At 67.3% G+C, this 16,114-nt stretch carries 17 protein-coding genes; 10 read left to right on the plus strand and 7 right to left on the minus strand.

Annotated features, from left to right (window positions below):
- Nucleotides 1–126 precede the first annotated feature (126 nt).
- The 5 genes from LPB142_RS02075 to LPB142_RS02095 all read left to right on the plus strand — a co-directional run bounded on the left by LPB142_RS02075 (nt 127) and on the right by LPB142_RS02095 (nt 4,346).
- Entirely contained in the window at nt 127–1,563 is a 1,437-nt protein-coding gene (locus LPB142_RS02075) for an aldehyde dehydrogenase family protein (RefSeq protein WP_068766275.1), read from the plus strand.
- A 167-nt stretch (nt 1,564–1,730) separates the two neighbouring features.
- A complete protein-coding gene (locus LPB142_RS02080; protein ID WP_071165362.1) occupies nt 1,731–2,519 on the plus strand; it encodes an exodeoxyribonuclease III in 789 nt (262 codons plus the stop codon).
- A gap of 79 nt (nt 2,520–2,598) precedes the next feature.
- On the plus strand, nt 2,599–3,498 hold the full coding sequence (gene trxA / locus LPB142_RS02085) for a thioredoxin (protein ID WP_071165363.1): 900 nt from the start codon (nt 2,599–2,601) through the stop codon (nt 3,496–3,498).
- A gap of 27 nt (nt 3,499–3,525) precedes the next feature.
- Nucleotides 3,526–4,164 carry an LON peptidase substrate-binding domain-containing protein gene (locus tag LPB142_RS02090; protein WP_071165364.1) on the plus strand — a complete coding sequence of 213 codons (639 nt, stop codon included), beginning with the start codon at nt 3,526–3,528 and terminating at the stop codon, nt 4,162–4,164.
- Complete coding sequence (locus tag LPB142_RS02095) at nt 4,161–4,346, plus strand: Trm112 family protein (protein WP_068766271.1); 186 nt, start codon at nt 4,161–4,163, stop codon at nt 4,344–4,346. The genes LPB142_RS02090 and LPB142_RS02095 overlap by 4 nt, the downstream gene beginning before the upstream one ends.
- Here LPB142_RS02095 and LPB142_RS02100 read toward each other — a convergent pair.
- Nucleotides 4,343–5,569 (minus strand): FAD-dependent monooxygenase, encoded by a 1,227-nt coding sequence (locus tag LPB142_RS02100; RefSeq protein ID WP_071165365.1) that lies wholly within the window; start codon nt 5,567–5,569, stop codon nt 4,343–4,345. The two genes, LPB142_RS02095 and LPB142_RS02100, sit on opposite strands and share 4 nt — an antisense overlap.
- 80 nt (nt 5,570–5,649) lie before the next feature.
- Between LPB142_RS02100 and LPB142_RS02105 the strand changes: the two genes are divergently transcribed.
- The 4 genes from LPB142_RS02105 to LPB142_RS02120 all read left to right on the plus strand — a co-directional run bounded on the left by LPB142_RS02105 (nt 5,650) and on the right by LPB142_RS02120 (nt 12,096).
- Nucleotides 5,650–6,963: an amidase gene (locus tag LPB142_RS02105; RefSeq protein WP_071165366.1), complete on the plus strand. Its 1,314-nt coding sequence runs from the start codon at nt 5,650–5,652 to the stop codon at nt 6,961–6,963.
- Nucleotides 6,964–7,080: 117 nt separating this feature from the next.
- Nucleotides 7,081–8,259 carry an aminotransferase class I/II-fold pyridoxal phosphate-dependent enzyme gene (locus tag LPB142_RS02110; RefSeq protein WP_071165367.1) on the plus strand — a complete coding sequence of 393 codons (1,179 nt, stop codon included), beginning with the start codon at nt 7,081–7,083 and terminating at the stop codon, nt 8,257–8,259.
- Between the two features lie 10 nt (nt 8,260–8,269).
- The gene (locus tag LPB142_RS02115) at nt 8,270–11,416 is read left to right on the plus strand and encodes a DNA translocase FtsK (RefSeq protein ID WP_071165368.1); all 3,147 of its coding nucleotides are present in this window, start codon (nt 8,270–8,272) and stop codon (nt 11,414–11,416) included.
- Between the two features lie 83 nt (nt 11,417–11,499).
- Nucleotides 11,500–12,096 carry a LolA family protein gene (locus LPB142_RS02120; protein WP_068766266.1) on the plus strand — a complete coding sequence of 199 codons (597 nt, stop codon included), beginning with the start codon at nt 11,500–11,502 and terminating at the stop codon, nt 12,094–12,096.
- Here LPB142_RS02120 and LPB142_RS02125 read toward each other — a convergent pair whose 3' ends face one another.
- Nucleotides 12,097–12,675: a transglycosylase SLT domain-containing protein gene (locus LPB142_RS02125; protein WP_071165369.1), complete on the minus strand. Its 579-nt coding sequence runs from the start codon at nt 12,673–12,675 to the stop codon at nt 12,097–12,099. It lies immediately after the preceding gene.
- A gap of 179 nt (nt 12,676–12,854) precedes the next feature.
- Here LPB142_RS02125 and hspQ point away from each other — a divergent pair, with 179 nt between their 5' ends.
- The gene (gene hspQ, locus LPB142_RS02130; protein ID WP_068766519.1) at nt 12,855–13,181 is read left to right on the plus strand and encodes a heat shock protein HspQ; all 327 of its coding nucleotides are present in this window, start codon (nt 12,855–12,857) and stop codon (nt 13,179–13,181) included.
- Between the two features lie 6 nt (nt 13,182–13,187).
- Here hspQ and LPB142_RS02135 read toward each other — a convergent pair whose 3' ends face one another.
- The 5 genes from LPB142_RS02135 to LPB142_RS02155 all read right to left on the minus strand — a co-directional run bounded on the left by LPB142_RS02135 (nt 13,188) and on the right by LPB142_RS02155 (nt 16,095).
- The gene (locus LPB142_RS02135; RefSeq protein WP_082872929.1) at nt 13,188–13,685 is read right to left on the minus strand and encodes an ATP-binding protein; all 498 of its coding nucleotides are present in this window, start codon (nt 13,683–13,685) and stop codon (nt 13,188–13,190) included.
- Complete coding sequence (locus tag LPB142_RS02140) at nt 13,675–14,022, minus strand: STAS domain-containing protein (protein WP_068766264.1); 348 nt, start codon at nt 14,020–14,022, stop codon at nt 13,675–13,677. The genes LPB142_RS02135 and LPB142_RS02140 overlap by 11 nt, the downstream gene beginning before the upstream one ends.
- A gap of 83 nt (nt 14,023–14,105) precedes the next feature.
- Nucleotides 14,106–14,897 carry a creatininase family protein gene (locus LPB142_RS02145; protein WP_068766263.1) on the minus strand — a complete coding sequence of 264 codons (792 nt, stop codon included), beginning with the start codon at nt 14,895–14,897 and terminating at the stop codon, nt 14,106–14,108.
- Nucleotides 14,894–15,514 (minus strand): NAD(P)H-dependent oxidoreductase, encoded by a 621-nt coding sequence (locus tag LPB142_RS02150; RefSeq protein WP_071165370.1) that lies wholly within the window; start codon nt 15,512–15,514, stop codon nt 14,894–14,896. The genes LPB142_RS02145 and LPB142_RS02150 overlap by 4 nt, the downstream gene beginning before the upstream one ends.
- On the minus strand, nt 15,514–16,095 hold the full coding sequence (locus LPB142_RS02155) for an NAD(P)H-dependent oxidoreductase (RefSeq protein WP_071165371.1): 582 nt from the start codon (nt 16,093–16,095) through the stop codon (nt 15,514–15,516). Before LPB142_RS02155 ends, LPB142_RS02150 begins: the two co-directional genes overlap by 1 nt.
- Nucleotides 16,096–16,114 lie beyond the last annotated feature (19 nt).

The raw sequence follows: 16,114 nt of genomic DNA on the forward strand, positions 1-16,114 counted from the left end.
CCCCGCCGCAATCGCGCCAAAAGATCGGGAAGACGTTGCGCCTGGCTGGCGGGCGATAGAATTATCTCCCGCCCCGTTGCGCTTTGTGAAACCGGGTGACAGGCTGCGGGGCAACAGGAGGTCACCATGCTCACCAAGCGCGAATTCTATATCGACGGCCAATGGGTCGCCCCCGCCGCGGCGCGGGATTACCACGTCATCAACCCCGCCACCGAGGAGCCCTGCGCGGTGATCTCGCTGGGCGACCGGGCCGATACCGAGGCCGCGGTGGCCGCAGCCAAGGCCGCGCTGCCCGGCTGGCGCGCGACCGATCCGGCGGTGCGGCTGGGCTATGTCGAGAAGATCCTCGAGATCTATCAGGCCCGCTACGAGGAAATGGCTCAGGCAATGAGCCTCGAGATGGGCGCGCCGATCAAGCTCGCGCGCGAGGATCAGGCCGGCGCCGGCACCTGGCATATCTCGAATTTCATAAAGGCCGCGAAAGAATTCGAGTGGATCCACCCGCTCGGCGATGGCACCCCGGGCGCGATGATCGCCTATGAGCCGATCGGCGTGGTGGGGCTGATCACGCCCTGGAACTGGCCGATGAACCAGGTCACGCTAAAGGTGATCCCGGCGCTGATCGCGGGCTGCACGATGGTGCTCAAACCCTCCGAGGAGGCGCCGCTGAGCTCGCTGCTGTTTGCGGAATTCGTGGCCGAGGCGGGGGTGCCCGCGGGGGTGTTCAACCTCGTGAACGGCGATGGTCTCGGCGTCGGCTCGCAGCTCTCGCACCACCCCGATATCGCGATGATCTCCTTCACCGGCTCGACCCGCGCCGGCAAGGCGATCTCGCTCGCCGCCGCCGAGACGCTCAAACGCGTCTGCCTCGAACTCGGCGGCAAGGGCGCCAACCTCGTCTTCGCCGATTGCGATGAGAAAGCCGTCAAACGCGGCGTGCGGCACATGTTCGAGAACTCGGGCCAGAGCTGCAACGCCCCGAGCCGGATGCTCGTCGAGCGCAGCTATTACGAAACCGCCCTCGAGATCGCCGCCGCAACCGCCGCCGAAACCCGCGTCGGCCCGCCCGATGAAGAGGGCCGCCATATCGGCCCGGTGATCAACAAATCGCAGTTCGACAAGATCCAGGGCCTGATCGAGAGCGGCATCAAGGAGGGCGCGCGGCTGATCGCGGGCGGCCTTGGCCGGCCGGAGGGGCTCAACAAGGGCTATTACGTGCGCCCCACGATCTTCGCCGATTGCACGCCCGAGATGACGATCATGCGCGAGGAAATCTTCGGGCCGGTGCTCTCGATCATGCCCTTCGACACCGAGGAAGAGGCGCTCGCGCTGGCCAATGACACGCCCTATGGCCTGACGAACTACGCCCAGACGCAAGACCCGGCGCGGATCCGCCGCCTCGCACGCGCGCTCAACGCCGGCATGGTGCAGATCAACGGCCAAAGCCGCGGCGCGGGCGCGCCTTTCGGCGGCGTCGGCGCTTCGGGGCTCGCACGCGAGGGCGGGCGCTGGGGCATCGAGGAATTCTGCACCGTCAAATCGATCGGCGGCTGGGCCGACTGACCAGCGCCGCGCAGGCGGAGAGGTCGCAAGGGCGTATTTGGGCCAAGAAGAAGCGACAGGGTTTCTTCTTGGTTCAAATACGCATCCTTCCTCGCCGCTTGCGCAGGCTTCGGGTTGCGCGCGCCAACGCCGCGGGCCAGTATCGCGCCCTATTCGAGGAGACGCCGATGACCTTCACCCTTGCCACCTGGAACATCAACTCGGTCCGCCTGCGCGAGGCGCTCGTGTGTCGGCTGATGCGCGACGAGGCGCCCGATGTGCTCTGCTTGCAGGAATGCAAGAGCCCGGTCGAGAAGATCCCGATGGAGCAGTTCCGCGCGCTGGGCTACGAGCATGTCGTCGCGCGCGGGCAGAAGGGCTACAACGGTGTCGCGATCTTCTCCAAGATGCCGATCGAGGAGGTCAGGGCGGGCGATTACGCGGGGCTCGGCCACGCGCGCCATATCGCCGGGCGGCTCGCCAATGGCGTCACCGTCCACAACTTCTATGTCCCCGCGGGTGGCGATGTGCCCGACCGCGCGGTGAACGAGAAATTCGGCCAGAAGCTCGATTTCCTGACCCATATGCGCGATGATTTCGCGGCCAACCGCCCCGCGCGCGCGATCCTGGTGGGCGATCTCAATATTGCGCCGCGCGAGGATGATGTCTGGAACCACAAGGCGCTCCTGAAGATCGTCAGCCACACGCCGATCGAGGTCGAGCATCTGGCGCAGGTGATGGCGGCGGGCGATTGGGTCGATGTCACGCGGCAAGATATCCCCGAGGGGCGGCTCTATTCGTGGTGGAGCTATCGCTCGCCCGATTGGGACACCGCCGACAAGGGCCGCCGGCTCGATCATGTCTGGGCGACCCCCGATATCGCGCCCGCCGCGCGCGGCAGCCGGATCTTGCGCGCGGTGCGCGGCTGGGAGCAGCCCTCCGATCATGCGCCGGTCTTCGCGACCTTTGATTTGTGAGACATTTCCGCCTGCCCCCTTGGCGGCGCGCGGCTTCGCGCGCATATAGGGGGCAACCCATTCCGAGGAGGATCGCGCCATGTTTGGAACCGATGCAACCCCCGCGCCGACGCAGCTCGTCACCGATGTGAGTGAGGCCAATTTCATGGCCGAGGTCGTCGACAAGTCGATGACCGTGCCGGTGATCGTCGATTTCTGGGCGCCCTGGTGCGGGCCCTGCCGTCAGCTCGGGCCGGCGCTCGAGGCGGCGGTGCAGGAGGCCAAGGGCAAGGTCGTGATGGCCAAGGTCAATGTCGATGAAAACCAGATGATCGCGGGCCAGATGCGGGTGCAGTCGATCCCGACGGTCTATGCCTTCTGGCAGGGCCAGCCGGTCGACGGGTTCCAGGGCGCGCTGCCGGCCTCGGAGCTGAAGAAATTCGTCGAGAAGCTCGCCGCGCTGGCGGGCGACGGGGGCCTCGCGGATGCGGTGGCCGCCGCCGAGGAGATGCTGGCCGAGGGCGCCGCGGTGGACGCGGCCGAGACTTTCGCCGCGATCCTCGAGGAGGATGGCGAGAACGCCGAGGCCTATGGCGGGCTCGTGCGCGCGCATCTGGCGCTTGGCAATCTCGATCAGGCCGAGGCTTTCCTTGCCGGTGTGCCCGCGAAGATCGCCGCCTCTGCGCCGGTCGAGGCGGCGCGCGCGCAGGTTGCGCTCGCCCGTCAGGCCGAGAAGGCGGGCCCGCTCGATGCGCTGAAATCGGCGGTCGAGGCCGATCCGGCGGATGCGCAGGCGCGCTTCGATTATGCCCAGGCGCTGCATGCCGGCGGCCAGATCGAGGAGGCGGTCGACCAGCTTCTCGAGCTCTTCCGCCGCGACCGCGAATGGAACGAGGGCGCCGCGAAGACCCAGCTTTTCACCATCTTCGACGCGCTCAAGCCCAATGACCCGATCGTGCTCAAGGGCCGGCGCAAGCTCTCGTCGATGGTATTTGCCTGAGCGGCCGCGCGCCCTAAGTGGTCTGCCATGATGAACCCCGGCGACCTTCCCGATGTGATCCCGATCTTCCCGCTTTCCGGGGCGCTTTTGCTGCCTCGGGGGCGCTTGCCGCTCCATATCTTCGAGCCGCGCTATCTGCAGATGATCGAGGATTGTCTGAAGACCCGCGCGCGACTGATCGGTATGATCCAGCCGCGCCGCTGCCCGGGCGGGGCGGAGAAACTGAGCGCGATCGGCTGCGTGGGGCGGCTGACCGGCTTTTCCGAGACCGAGGACGGGCGCTACATGATCACCCTCTCGGGGATCTCGCGCTACCGCGTGATCGAGGAGATCGAGGGCTTCACCCCCTATCGCCGCGCCCGCGTGAGCTGGGCGGATTTCGCCCGCGATATCGGCCCCGCCGAACATGACCCGGGCTTTGATCGCGACCCGTTCATGGGGCTTTTGTGCCGCTATTTCGGGGCGCGCGGGCTCGATACCGATTGGGAGGCGATGAAGGATGCCGAGGAGGAGCTGCTGATCAACTCGCTCGCGATGCTGTTGCCGCTCGAACCCGAGGATAAACAGGCGCTGCTCGAGGCGCCCGATCTGACCGGCCGGCGCGAGACGTTGGCGGCGCTGATGGAATTCGCGCTGCGCGGTTGCGGCGAGGAGGGGATGCAATGACCGAGGCGAAACCGCTCTTCGACCGGCGCATGCTCGAGGCGCTGGTCTGCCCGGTGACCCAAGGGCCGCTCAGCTATGACGCCGAGCGTCAGGAGCTCGTCTCGCGCGCCGCGCATCTGGCCTTCCCGATCCGCGGCGGTATCCCGATCATGCTCGTCGACGAGGCGCGCGCGCTCGATTAAAGCGCGCGGCCCTGCATCAGCCGCGGCAGCGGGCCCGAGAGCCCGGCGGCTTGGCGCATGAACCCCTGCCGCAGGCCCGGGATCGCGTTGACGACGCCCATGCCGAGATCGCGCCCCGCCCGCAGGATCGGATTATCGTTTGAAAACAGCTTGTTGACGCTATCCATCCCGAGCGCGAGCGCCGTCGAATCGAACCGCCGCCAGCCCTGATAGCGCTCCAGCACGTCGAGCGCGCCGAGATCCTCGCCCCGCCGCATCGCCTCGACCAGAATCTCCGCCAGCGCGGCCACATCGCGCAGCCCGAGGTTCAGCCCCTGACCCGCGATCGGGTGCACGCCATGCGCCGCATCGCCGATCAGCGCCACCCGCGGCGCCGCATAGGCCCGCGCGAGCGTGAGGTTGAGCGGGTAGCTGAACCGCGGCCCCGCGAGCCGGATTTCGCCCAGGAAATCGCCAAAGCGCGGCCGCAGGATCGCGAGAAAATCGGCATCCGGGAGCGCCGCGATGCGCTTGGCGTTGGCGTCGGTCTCCGACCAGACGATCGAGCTGCGGTTGCCCGGCAGCGGCAAGATCGCGAGCGGCCCGCTCGTCATGAAGAACTGATGCGCGATGCCGTTATGCGGGCGCTCATGGTCGAGCGCGGCGACGAGCGCGGTCTGGCCATAGCCCCAGCCCTCGCGCCCGATGCCTGCGCGTTCGGCCACGCCCGAGCGGCGGCCATCGGCGCCGACGAGGAGCCTTGCGCCGAGCATCCGCCCGTCCGAAAGCGTCGCTCGGATGCCGCCGGGGACGACGTCTTGCGCGGTGATCGCGGTCTCATGGATCAGCGTGATCGCCGGGCTCGCCTCCATCGCGTCGAGAAAGGCGCGGTAGAGGAAGCGGTCCTCGAGCATGTAGCCCACCGGCGCCTGATCGAGCTCGCGCGCGTCGAAATGCAGAAAGAACGGCGCCGCGCCCTCGCCCGGGCGGCCATCGGCGGCTTTCACCTCCATCATCGGCTGCGCCGACTGCGCGACCGCAGGCCAGACCCCGATCGCCGCGAGGAGCTTTTGCGAGGCGAGCGCGAGCGCATAGGCGCGCCCGTCGAATTCATCGGCGGCGCGGGCGCGCGCGGGCGCCGCATCGACCACGGTCACGGAAAGCCCCGCGCCAGCCAGCGCGAGCGCGAGCGCCGGGCCATTGAGGCCACCCCCGGCGATGAGAATATCGGAATCGTGTTTCATGGGCGTTACTATGGCGCGATCGGCGGGATTGTCCATGCGCGCCTCTGTCGCTAGCCTCGGCCGAGGCCAAGGAGGTGCGGATGGATCGGTTCAAGAGCGCGGCGGAACAGGGGCGGGCGATTGCGGCGGGCAAGCTCTGCCCGGTGGACATGGCCGAGGCCTATCTCGAGGCCGCGGCGGGCGCGCCCGATGTCTATGCGCGGCTGACGCCGAAACGCGCGCGCGCCGAGGCGATGGCGGCGCGGGCGCGGGCGCGCGCGGGCGTGCGGCGCGGGCTTCTCGACGGGGTGGCGCTGAGCTGGAAGGATCTGTTCGACAGCGCGGGCGTGGCGACCGAGGCGGGCTCGCAGCTTCTCGAGGGGCGGATCCCCGAGGAGGACGCCGCCGTTCTCGCGCAGGCGACGCTTGCGGGCACGGTCTGCCTTGGCAAGACCCATATGACCGAGCTCGCGTTCTCCGGCCTCGGCGTGAACCCGATGACCGCGACGCCGCCCAATGCGATCGTGCCGCATCTCGCGCCGGGCGGGTCGAGCTCGGGCGCGGCGGTCTCGGTGAAACGCGGCCTCGCGGCGGCCGCGGTGGGCTCCGATACCGGCGGCTCGGTGCGCATCCCCTCGGCCTGGAACGAGCTCGTCGGGCTGAAAACCACCCATGGCCGGGTCTCGACCCAGGGCGTCGTGCCGCTGTGCAACCGCTTCGATACGGTCGGGCCGCTCGCGCGCACCGTCGAGGATTGCGCCGAGGTTCTGGCGGTGCTCGAGGGGCGCCCGGCGCCCGATCTGCGTGGCGCGCGCCTCGCGGGGGCGCGGCTTCTGGTGCTCGAGGGGCTGCCCTTCGAGGGCACCCGCGAGGCGCCCGCGCGCGGCTTCGAGGCGGCGGTCGAACGGCTCGGGCGCGGCGGCGCGCGCATCGAGCGGCGCGCGTTGCCGATGGTTCGGCCGGCGATGGATCTCTCGGGGATCCTTTTCGCGCCAGAGGCTTACGGGATCTGGAAAGAGGTGATCGAGGCCGCGCCAGAGAAGATGTATCCGGTGATCCTCGAGCGGTTCCGCGGCGGCGCGGGGATCCTGGCGGCCGATTATGTCGCCGCCTGGGAGGCGCTTGCGGGCTATCGCGCGGCCTGGGCCGAGGCCACGGCGGGCTATGATGCGGTGCTCGTGCCGACCTCGCCGATCCTGCCGCCCGATGCGCGCCGGCTGCTCACCGACCCGGCCTATTTCGCCTCCGAAAACCTGCTCGCGCTGCGCAACACCCGGATCGGCAATATCTTCGGGCTGTGCGTGCTGACCCTGCCCACCGGCGAGCCGATGTGCGGCATCAGCCTGATGGGCCGCCCGGGCGGCGAGGCGGCGCTATTGCGGCTCGGCCAGGCCGCCGAGGCCGCACTTGGCTGAAATGCCACAATCTTCCGCAGGTTGCGCGCGGGCGGCGGCGCTTTTTCTGGACGCGCCGCGGCCGAGCCTGTAACCTCCGGGGAAACGGGGCGAAATGACCCCGAGATTGAGGCACAGATGGCGTTTCCCGAGCGGTTCTCGAACCTGCCCGAATATGCGTTTCCGCGGCTGCGGGCGCTTCTTGACGAGCACGCCCCCGGCGGCGAACAAATCGCCATGACGATTGGCGAGCCGCGCCATGCGCTGCCCGGCTTCGTTGCGCCGGTTCTGGCGCAACATATTGCAGAATTTGGGAAATATCCGGTCAATGAGGGCACGCCCGAGCTGCTCGCGGCGATCGCGGGCTGGATCGACCGGCGCTTTGGCGTCGATCTCGCGCCCGGGCGGATCATGGCGCTCAACGGCACCCGCGAGGGGCTTTACAACGCCGCCGTGGCGCTCTGCCCCGAGGAAAAACGCGGCCGCCGTCCGGTCGTTCTGATCCCCAACCCGTTCTATCAGGTCTATGCCGTGGCCGCCGCGACGGTGGGCGCCGAGCCCGTTTTCGTGCCCGCCAGTGCCGAGACCGGCTTTCTGCCCGATTACGCGAGCCTGCCCGCCGAGGTGCTCGACCGCACCGCGATCGCCTATCTGTGCTCGCCCGCGAACCCGCAGGGCGCGGTCGCCTCGCGGGCCTATCTCGAGACGCTGATCGGGCTCGCCGAGAAACATGATTTCCAGATTTTCGCCGATGAATGCTATTCGGAGCTGTGGCGCACCGAGCCGCCGCCCGGCGCGCTCGAAGTGGCGGCCAGGATCGGCGCCGACCCCGAGCGCGTGGTGATCTTCCATTCGCTCTCGAAACGCTCGAACCTGCCGGGGCTGCGCTCGGGCTTTTGCGCGGGCGGGCCCGAGTCGATCCGCCGCATCCGCCAGCTGCGCGCCTATGCCGGGGCGCCGCTGCCTCTGCCGGTGCAGCGGGTGTCGGAGGTGGCCTGGGCGGACGAGGCGCATGTCATCGAGAACCGCGCGCTCTATGCCGAGAAATATGCGATCGCCGAGGAAATCTTCAGCGGTGTCAACAGCTTCCAGCTCCCCGATGCCGGGTTCTTCCTGTGGCTTCCGGTCGAGGATGGCGAGGCGGCGGCGCTGAAACTCTGGCGCGAGACCGGGGTGCGGGTTCTGCCCGGCGCCTATCTCTCGCGCGAGGTGGCGGGGGAAAACCCCGGCAAGGGTTATATTCGGGTGGCTCTCGTCGCCCCAAAAGAAGAAACGCAGCGCGGGCTCCAGCGGCTCCGTGACTGCCTCTATGCGTGAGGACGGGCACATGGCATCTTATCAGGTAAGGCAGCGCGATCCGCTTCTGGACCAGAATACGCAGGCCATTCTGGAGCGTCGCGGCAAGGAGCTTCTGGGCGGCGGTCTGGTCGCTCTGGGGGTGATCGCGGCGATGATGCTGGCGAGCTATTCGCCCGAAGATCCGAGCTGGATGGCGGCCTCGGATGCGCCTGCGCAGAACTGGCTGGGCCGGATCGGGGCGGGGATCGCTTCGCCTTTGATGGTGATCGTGGGCTATGGCGCGTGGCTCTTGCCGCTCGGCCTGCTCGCCTGGGGCGTGCGGTTCATCACCCATCGCGGCGAGGAGCGCGCCTCGGGCCGGGCGATTTTCCTGCCGATCGCGGTGGCGGTGGCCTCGGTCTATGCGGCGCTTCTGGTGCCGGGGGCGGAATGGGGGCAGGCCTTCGGCCTTGGCGGCCATTTCGGCGACATGATCGCGGGCTCGCTGCTCGGCGTCACGCCGGTCTCGGGCTCGATCGGGCTGAAACTGCTCTCCGTCGTGCTGGCGGTGGCGGCGCTGGCGATGAGCTCCTTCGTGCTGGGCTTTGACCGCGCCGAATGGCAGGCGATCTTGCGCTTTTTGATCCTCGGCTCGGTCGCGGTCTATGCGACGTTGCTCACGCTCGCGGGCAAGGGCGCCTCGGCCTCGGTGCGCGCCGCGCGCGAGGCGGCAGACCGCGCGCGTCAGCGCCGCCTCGAGGCGGCCGAGCGCGCCGCCGATTATGCCGCCTGGGAGGCGCAGCAAGCCTGGACCGACGAGCCCGGCATGGCGCCGCAACCCGCGCCCGCCGCGCGGCCCTCGATGCTCTCGCGGGTGCGCCGCGCGCCCGAGCCCGAGATGTATCTGCCGCTCGAAGATCTCGAGCCCGAGCTCGTCGAGCCCGAGCAACATTGGCGCTATGACGCGCCCGCCGCGCCCACGCCCGACCGGATCAGCGCGCGCATCGCCGAGGCGGTGAAGACCCGCGCGACCCCGCCCGCGCCGGTCTATGAGGCGCCTCTGGTGGCCGAGCCGCGGATCATGGCGCCCGCCCCGCAACCCGCGCCGCAACCTGCGCCCGCGCCGCTCGCGCCGGCCTCGGTTCTCGCGGCGGTGGCGAGCCGTCTGGCGCGGGGCGCCAAGCCTGCGCCCGCGCCCGCGCCCGTCAAACGCGCCGAGCCGCCGCTGCAAGCCAAGCCCCGCTTCATGCCCGGCATGGCCGCGCCCGCGGCGAAGCCGGCCCCGACGCCGATGATGGCGGCCCCCGCACCGGTGCCCCATGCGCCGAGCGCCTTCCTGCCCGAGTTCGAGCCCGCGCCCGCGGCCTATGAACCGGAGGCCTATGATTACGTCCCCGCGCATCTCGTGCAGGACGATCCGCCCTTCGAGATCGCCGATGACTGGTCGATGGAAGACAGCGCCTTCGACGAGAACGCCTTTGCCGATCTCGACGACGAGATCCCGCCGATGCCGGCCGCGGCGCCGCTCGTCGCGACGCGCGGCGAGCTGAACCGTCAGGTGATCCCGGCCGCGCCGACGCCCGAGCGCCGCGTGGTCGCGCCCGCCCGCAAGGTCGCCGCGCCCTCGAAACAGGCGATCGCCGAGGCCCAGCCGAAGCTGCGCTTCGAGGCGCCCGCGCACCCCGCCTATGAGGCGCCGCCGCTCAGCCTGCTGACCAACCCGGTCTCGATCCAGCGCCACGCGCTCTCCGACGAGGCGCTCGAGGAAAACGCGCGGATGCTCGAGAACGTGCTCGACGATTACGGCGTGAAGGGCGAGATCGTCTCGGTGCGCCCGGGGCCGGTCGTGACCATGTATGAGCTCGAACCGGCGCCGGGGCTGAAGGCCAGCCGCGTGATCGGCCTTGCCGACGATATCGCGCGCTCGATGTCGGCGCTCTCGGCGCGGGTCTCGACGGTGCCGGGGCGCTCGGTGATCGGGATCGAACTGCCCAACGCGCATCGCGAGAAGGTGGTGCTGCGCGAGATCCTGTCGGCGCGCGATTTCGGCGACAGCAACATGCGCCTGCCGCTCGCGCTCGGCAAGGATATCGGCGGCGAAGCGGTGATCGCGAACCTCGCCAAGATGCCCCACCTCCTGATCGCCGGGACCACCGGCTCGGGCAAATCGGTGGCGATCAACACGATGATCCTGTCGCTCCTCTACAAGCTCTCGCCCGAGGAATGCCGGCTGATCATGATCGACCCGAAGATGCTCGAACTCAGCGTCTATGACGGTATCCCGCATCTGCTCTCCCCCGTCGTGACCGACCCGAAAAAGGCCGTCGTCGCGCTGAAATGGGTGGTGGGCGAGATGGAGGAGCGCTACCGCAAGATGTCGAAGATGGGCGTGCGCAACATCGAGGGCTACAACGGCCGCGTCCGCGAGGCGATGGAGCGCGGCGAGATGTTCAAGCGCACCGTGCAGACGGGCTTTGACGAGGAAACCGGCGAGCCGATCTTCGAGACCGATGAATTCCAGCCCCAACCCTTCCCCTATATCGTCGTCATCGTCGACGAGATGGCCGATCTGATGATGGTCGCGGGCAAGGAAATCGAGGCCTGTATTCAACGGCTTGCACAGATGGCGCGGGCGTCGGGCATCCACCTGATCATGGCCACGCAGCGCCCCTCGGTCGATGTCATCACCGGCACGATCAAGGCGAACTTCCCCACCCGGATCTCCTTCCAGGTGACTTCGAAGATCGACAGCCGCACGATCCTGGGCGAGCAGGGCGCCGAGCAGCTCCTCGGCATGGGCGACATGCTCTACATGGGCGCGGGCTCGCGCATCACCCGGATCCACGGGCCCTTCGTCTCGGACGAAGAGGTCGAGGAAATCGTCACCCATCTCAAGAGCTTCGGCCCGCCGGAATATATGTCGGGCGTGGTCGAGGGGCCCGATGACGAGGTCGCGAGCGATATCGACCAGGTGCTCGGCCTCAGCTCGGGCAGCGACGATGTCGAGAACGCGCTTTACGACACCGCCGTCGCGATCGTCATCAAGGATCGCAAATGCTCGACCTCCTATATCCAGCGCAAGCTCGGCATCGGCTATAACAAGGCCGCGCGGCTCGTCGAGCAGATGGAGGATCAGGGCGTCGTGAGCCCGGCCAACCATGTCGGCAAGCGCGAGATCCTCGTGCCCGAACAGTGATCTGGCAAAAACGTGAGACAGGCCCCGCGGGATGTGATCCGGCGGGGCTTTCTCTTTTGCGCGGGCGCGTTACAGTCACGGCCATGACCCTGCTTCGTTTCGCCCTCGCGCCCGTCTTCACGCTTGCCCTCGCGGTTCCGGCTCTGGCCGAGAAGATCCCGCTGGGCGAGCTCTCCTCCTATCTCAACGGCCTCAAGACCGCCGAGGCGAGCTTCACCCAGGTGAACGCCGATGGCTCGGTCTCGACCGGCAAGATGTATCTGCAACGGCCCGGCCGGGTGCGGTTCGAATATGACAAGGACAAGACGCTGGTGATGGCCTCGGGCGGGCAGGTCGCGATCTTCGACCCGAAATCGAACATGGGGCCGGAGCAATATCCGCTCTCGAAAACGCCGCTGAACCTGATTCTCGCGGAGACGGTCGATCTCGCGCGGGCGAAGATGGTGGTGGGCCATACCGCCGACGACAAGACCACGAGCGTCACCGCGCAAGACCCTGAGCACCCCGATTACGGCACGATCAAGCTCGTGTTCACCGCCAAGCCGACCGAGCTGCGGCAATGGGTGATCACCGATGACAGCGGCGGTCAGACCACTGTAATCCTTGGCGAGATGAAAAAGGGCGTCACGATCGCGCCGAGCCTGTTCAGCATCGTGAACGAGACCAACAAGCGGAAGTGATCACTTGCCGCAGCCGTTCAGCTGGCTGCGGTACATCTGCGCGCGCGCGTCGACCTTGTCGGCGACCGCGACGAGCCAGGCTTTCGACTGGTAGCTGCCCTTGGCAAAGCCCGAGCGCCCCTCGTGATAGGCGAGATATTGGCTGCGCGCGTCCCATTTCGAGATCCCGAGCCGCTCGCTCGAGCCGGCCATGTACCAGCCCATGAAATCGGTCGCGTCCTGGATCCGGGTGCGCTTGGCGCCAAAGCGGCGGGTGTCCTTGCGGTATTCATCCCAGGTCGCGTCGAGCGCCTGGCTATAGCCATAGGCCGAGCTCTGCCGCCCGATCGGGATCACGCCGAGCGCCCATTTGTGCGGCGTTTTCGCCGTGCCGATGAAACGCGATTCCTGATGGATCGTCGCCATCTGCACATGGACGGGCACACCCCAGCGCGCCTCGGTCTTGCGCATGGCGGAGTAATAGGCCGGCTTCTCGCGCGCCAGAAGGCATGCGTTATCAAGATTTCGGGGGGCTTTCGAAGACCCACCCCCACATGCTGCGATCAGCAGCACGAGGCTCAGCTTCAGGATGTTTTTCATGACTGCTCTGGCCGTTTGGCTATTTTCCGCTATTTTACGCGTTTTTGCGGCCGGAGGAAATCACAATCCGTTTGGCCGAGGTTGTTGGCCTCAGGTCCACAGATTGTTTCCGCGCCAATTATGGCTGAATTATGGACAGGGGATAGGTTAGGGATTACTTAAAGCCCATGGGGGCCGAGATGCATACGACGCACGCGAAATATCACATCGGTCAGATTGTCCGTCACCGCAAACACCCGTTTCGCGGCGTGGTGTTTGATGTCGATGCGATGTTTTCCAACACGCAGGAGTGGTATGACGCCATTCCCGAGGACAGCCGCCCGGCCAAGAATCAGCCCTTCTACCATCTGCTCGCCGAGAACGATAACAGCTACTATGTGGCCTATGTCTCCGAGCAAAATCTGGTGGCGGATTATTCGGGCGAACCTGTCGACCACCCGGACCTCGGCGATCTCTTCGGGGATTTCGAAGACGGGCGCTATCCGCTTCAATTCCAGCTCAACTGAGCGTCCTCACTCCTTCGGCGGGCGCAGCGGCAGGCGGAACGCCAGCAGGTTGCGGCCATTTGCGCGGTGATAGCCGAGATCTTCGACCAGATCGCGGATCAGGAACCAGCCGAAACCGCCCTCGGGCAGATGTTCGGGGCGCGGGCGCTGGGCCTCGCCATCGGCATGCGGCACGAGGCAATCGCCGGGCAACTCGACGCCGTCATCGCTGACCGAACAACTCAGCCCGCGCCGGTCGCGCACGATCGAAAGGGTGATCGTCCCCTCGCCGCTCTCGCCATAGCCATGTTCGACGATATTGTTCAGAACTTCGGCCAGAACGAGCTCCAGCGTGCCCGATTCATCGAGGGAAAGCTGGCGGTAGAAACGCGCAAGGGCTGCGCGCAGCGCACTGCGCACAGCGAGCGGCTCGGCCGGAAAGCTGTGGTGGAAAATCTGCGCTTCGGGTCGCTCGGCATCGCGCCCCGGACGCGGTTTGGAGGTCGCGCTGCGGTTAGCCAGCATTCCGGATCCCCTCCGATGCGGCCTCGCCTGCGCTGCTGTGAATGCGGAAGACCGAATCCATCCGGGTCAGGCGGAACACCTTTTCCACATTCGGCGTCAGCCCGGCGAGCTCGAGCTTGCGGTTGGGCGCGAGGGCTTTCATCACCGCGACCACCGCCCCAAGGCCGGAGCTGTCGAGAAATTCGACCCGACTCATGTCGAGAATGATGCGCGGCGAAGGCTGCGACGCAACTTCGCGCATCTGATCCTTGAAGCGGATCGCAATCGCTGCGTCGAGCCGCTCCTCGTCGACACGAACGACGAGTGCACCACTCCGAGCTTCGGCATACAGGTTCATCTTGAGGCTCCGACTTCGGTTTCCCTGCCGTCAGACTAGCCGCCAATACTTACCATTCCGTATCCGGATATAAGCAATTTTCGCTATCCCGCGGTGACCGGCGCGAAGCCCTCGAGCGAATGCGCGGCCACTTTGTGCAACAGATCGACAAAGCCCGCGACCTGATGCGCCGCCGTCGCGCGGCCCTTTTCGGCACTCGCCGCCGCCGCATCGCCGACCGTTCCTGCCGGGTTCAGATCCGAGGCGATCCAGCCGTAAGATATTGGCCCAATGGGAGAAATCTCCGCCCCCTCGGCGCTCGAAGGGAAATCGCGCGCGGCCGCCATATCGACCGTTTCGGGCGCGAAGGCGAGCATCAAAGAGGTCTCCATATCGCCGCCATGGATCCCGAAGGCGCGCTCGCGCGGCCCATAGAGCCCCTCGGGCTGGCCAAAGGCCGTCCACTGGCATTTCACCGCGAGCATCCCCGCCCGCACCCGCAGCTCACGCGCGAGGATCGAGACGAGATCGACATTGCCACCATGGCTGTTGACCAGCACGATCTTGCGAATCCCCGCCCGCGCGACCGAGAGCCCGATCTCGGTCCAGACCCGCAGCGCCGTCTCCGCGCTGAGCGTCACGGTGCCCGCGGCCCACAGATGCTCGTTCGACTTGCCCACCGCCTGCACCGGCAAGATCCGCAGATCGAGATCCTCGCCCGTCCCCTGCCGGCGCAGCTCGGCCAGCATCCCCTCCATGATCAGCGTATCGGTCCCCACCGGCAGATGCGGGCCATGCTGCTCGATCGCCGCCACCGGCAGGATCGCGATCGTGCGCATCGGGTCGATCGTCTGAAATTCCGGCGCGCGAAACTGCGCCCAATCGGTGCGGCTCATGGCCGGGTCTCCTTCGGGGTCTGGCCGATCAGACGGTCCATCTGGCGGGCGACGCGCTTGAGGTGGCGCGCGCGGGTGGTTGGGGTCGAGCTGTCCATCAGGTAATGCATCGCGAAGGCGGTGCGCTTGCGCCGCGCACAGAGCAGCCCGACCCCGCGCATCAGCGTGCGCTTGCCCGGCGCGCCGATGAAGAAGGTCAAAAGCCGCGACGCGCCGCCGGTGGTGAAGACCCCAAGCCGGGTGATATGGCGCAGCCCCGGGCGGATCGTGGCGTTCATCGCATCGGGCATCAGGAAGGCGACATCGGGCAACAGCACCCGGTCGAGCCAGCCCTTGAGCATCGCCGGCAACCCATACCACCAGGTCGGGTAAACGAAGATCAGCGTATCGCACCAACGGATCGCCGCGACATCCTCATCGACCGGCGCGATATTGCCGGGGCAATCGAGATAGCCCTGCCATTCGGGCGGGCTCAGCACCGGCGAGAAGCCGCGCGCGTAAAGGTCGAGAAGCCGCACCTCGGCCCCCGCGCGGCGGAGCTTTTCGAGTACCAGATCGCGGATCGAGGCGTTGAACGAGCCTTCCTGCGGATGGCAGTAAACGACAAGCGCACGCATCAGAGCCGCTCCATCTCGGCGCCCACGCGGGCAAGGAACGCGGCGCGCTTCGCATCGCTCGCGCGGTTCATGTCGTAAAGCGCGAGATAGCGCAGCGTTTCCGCCTGGGTCGCGTAGCGCAGCGCCCGGCTGACCACCTTGCGCGGCGGATCGCCCGCCCCGAAAGTCCGCCAGCGCGAGCCGCCATAGGTCGTCACCGCGGCGAGCTTGCGGATCTGCGTCAGCGCCGGTTTCACGAGGCCGTTCTCCATCCGAAACGACACGCCGGGCAGGAACACACGGTCGAAAAACCCTTTCAAAATAGCCGGATAGCCGAAATTCCAGACCGGGAAGACCAGCACCAGCGCTTGCGCCGCGCGAACCCGCTCGACATAGGGCGCGACCGGGCCGGTATTGGCCGAAAGATCATGATAATCGCGCCGCTCAGCCTCGGTCAGGACCGGGCTGAACCCCTCGGCGTTGAGGTCGCAATCATCGACCTCCCAACCCCGCGCAGTCAGGCGCTCGACCACGGTGCGGTGCAGGCTCGCCGAGAAGCTCTCGGGGCAGGGATGGGCAAAGAGAACAAGCGCGCGCGTCATGCCTGCCTCCTGCGCGCGT

The organism is Rhodobacter xanthinilyticus (assembly GCF_001856665.1).
GTDB lineage: Bacteria > Pseudomonadota > Alphaproteobacteria > Rhodobacterales > Rhodobacteraceae > Rhodobacter > Rhodobacter xanthinilyticus.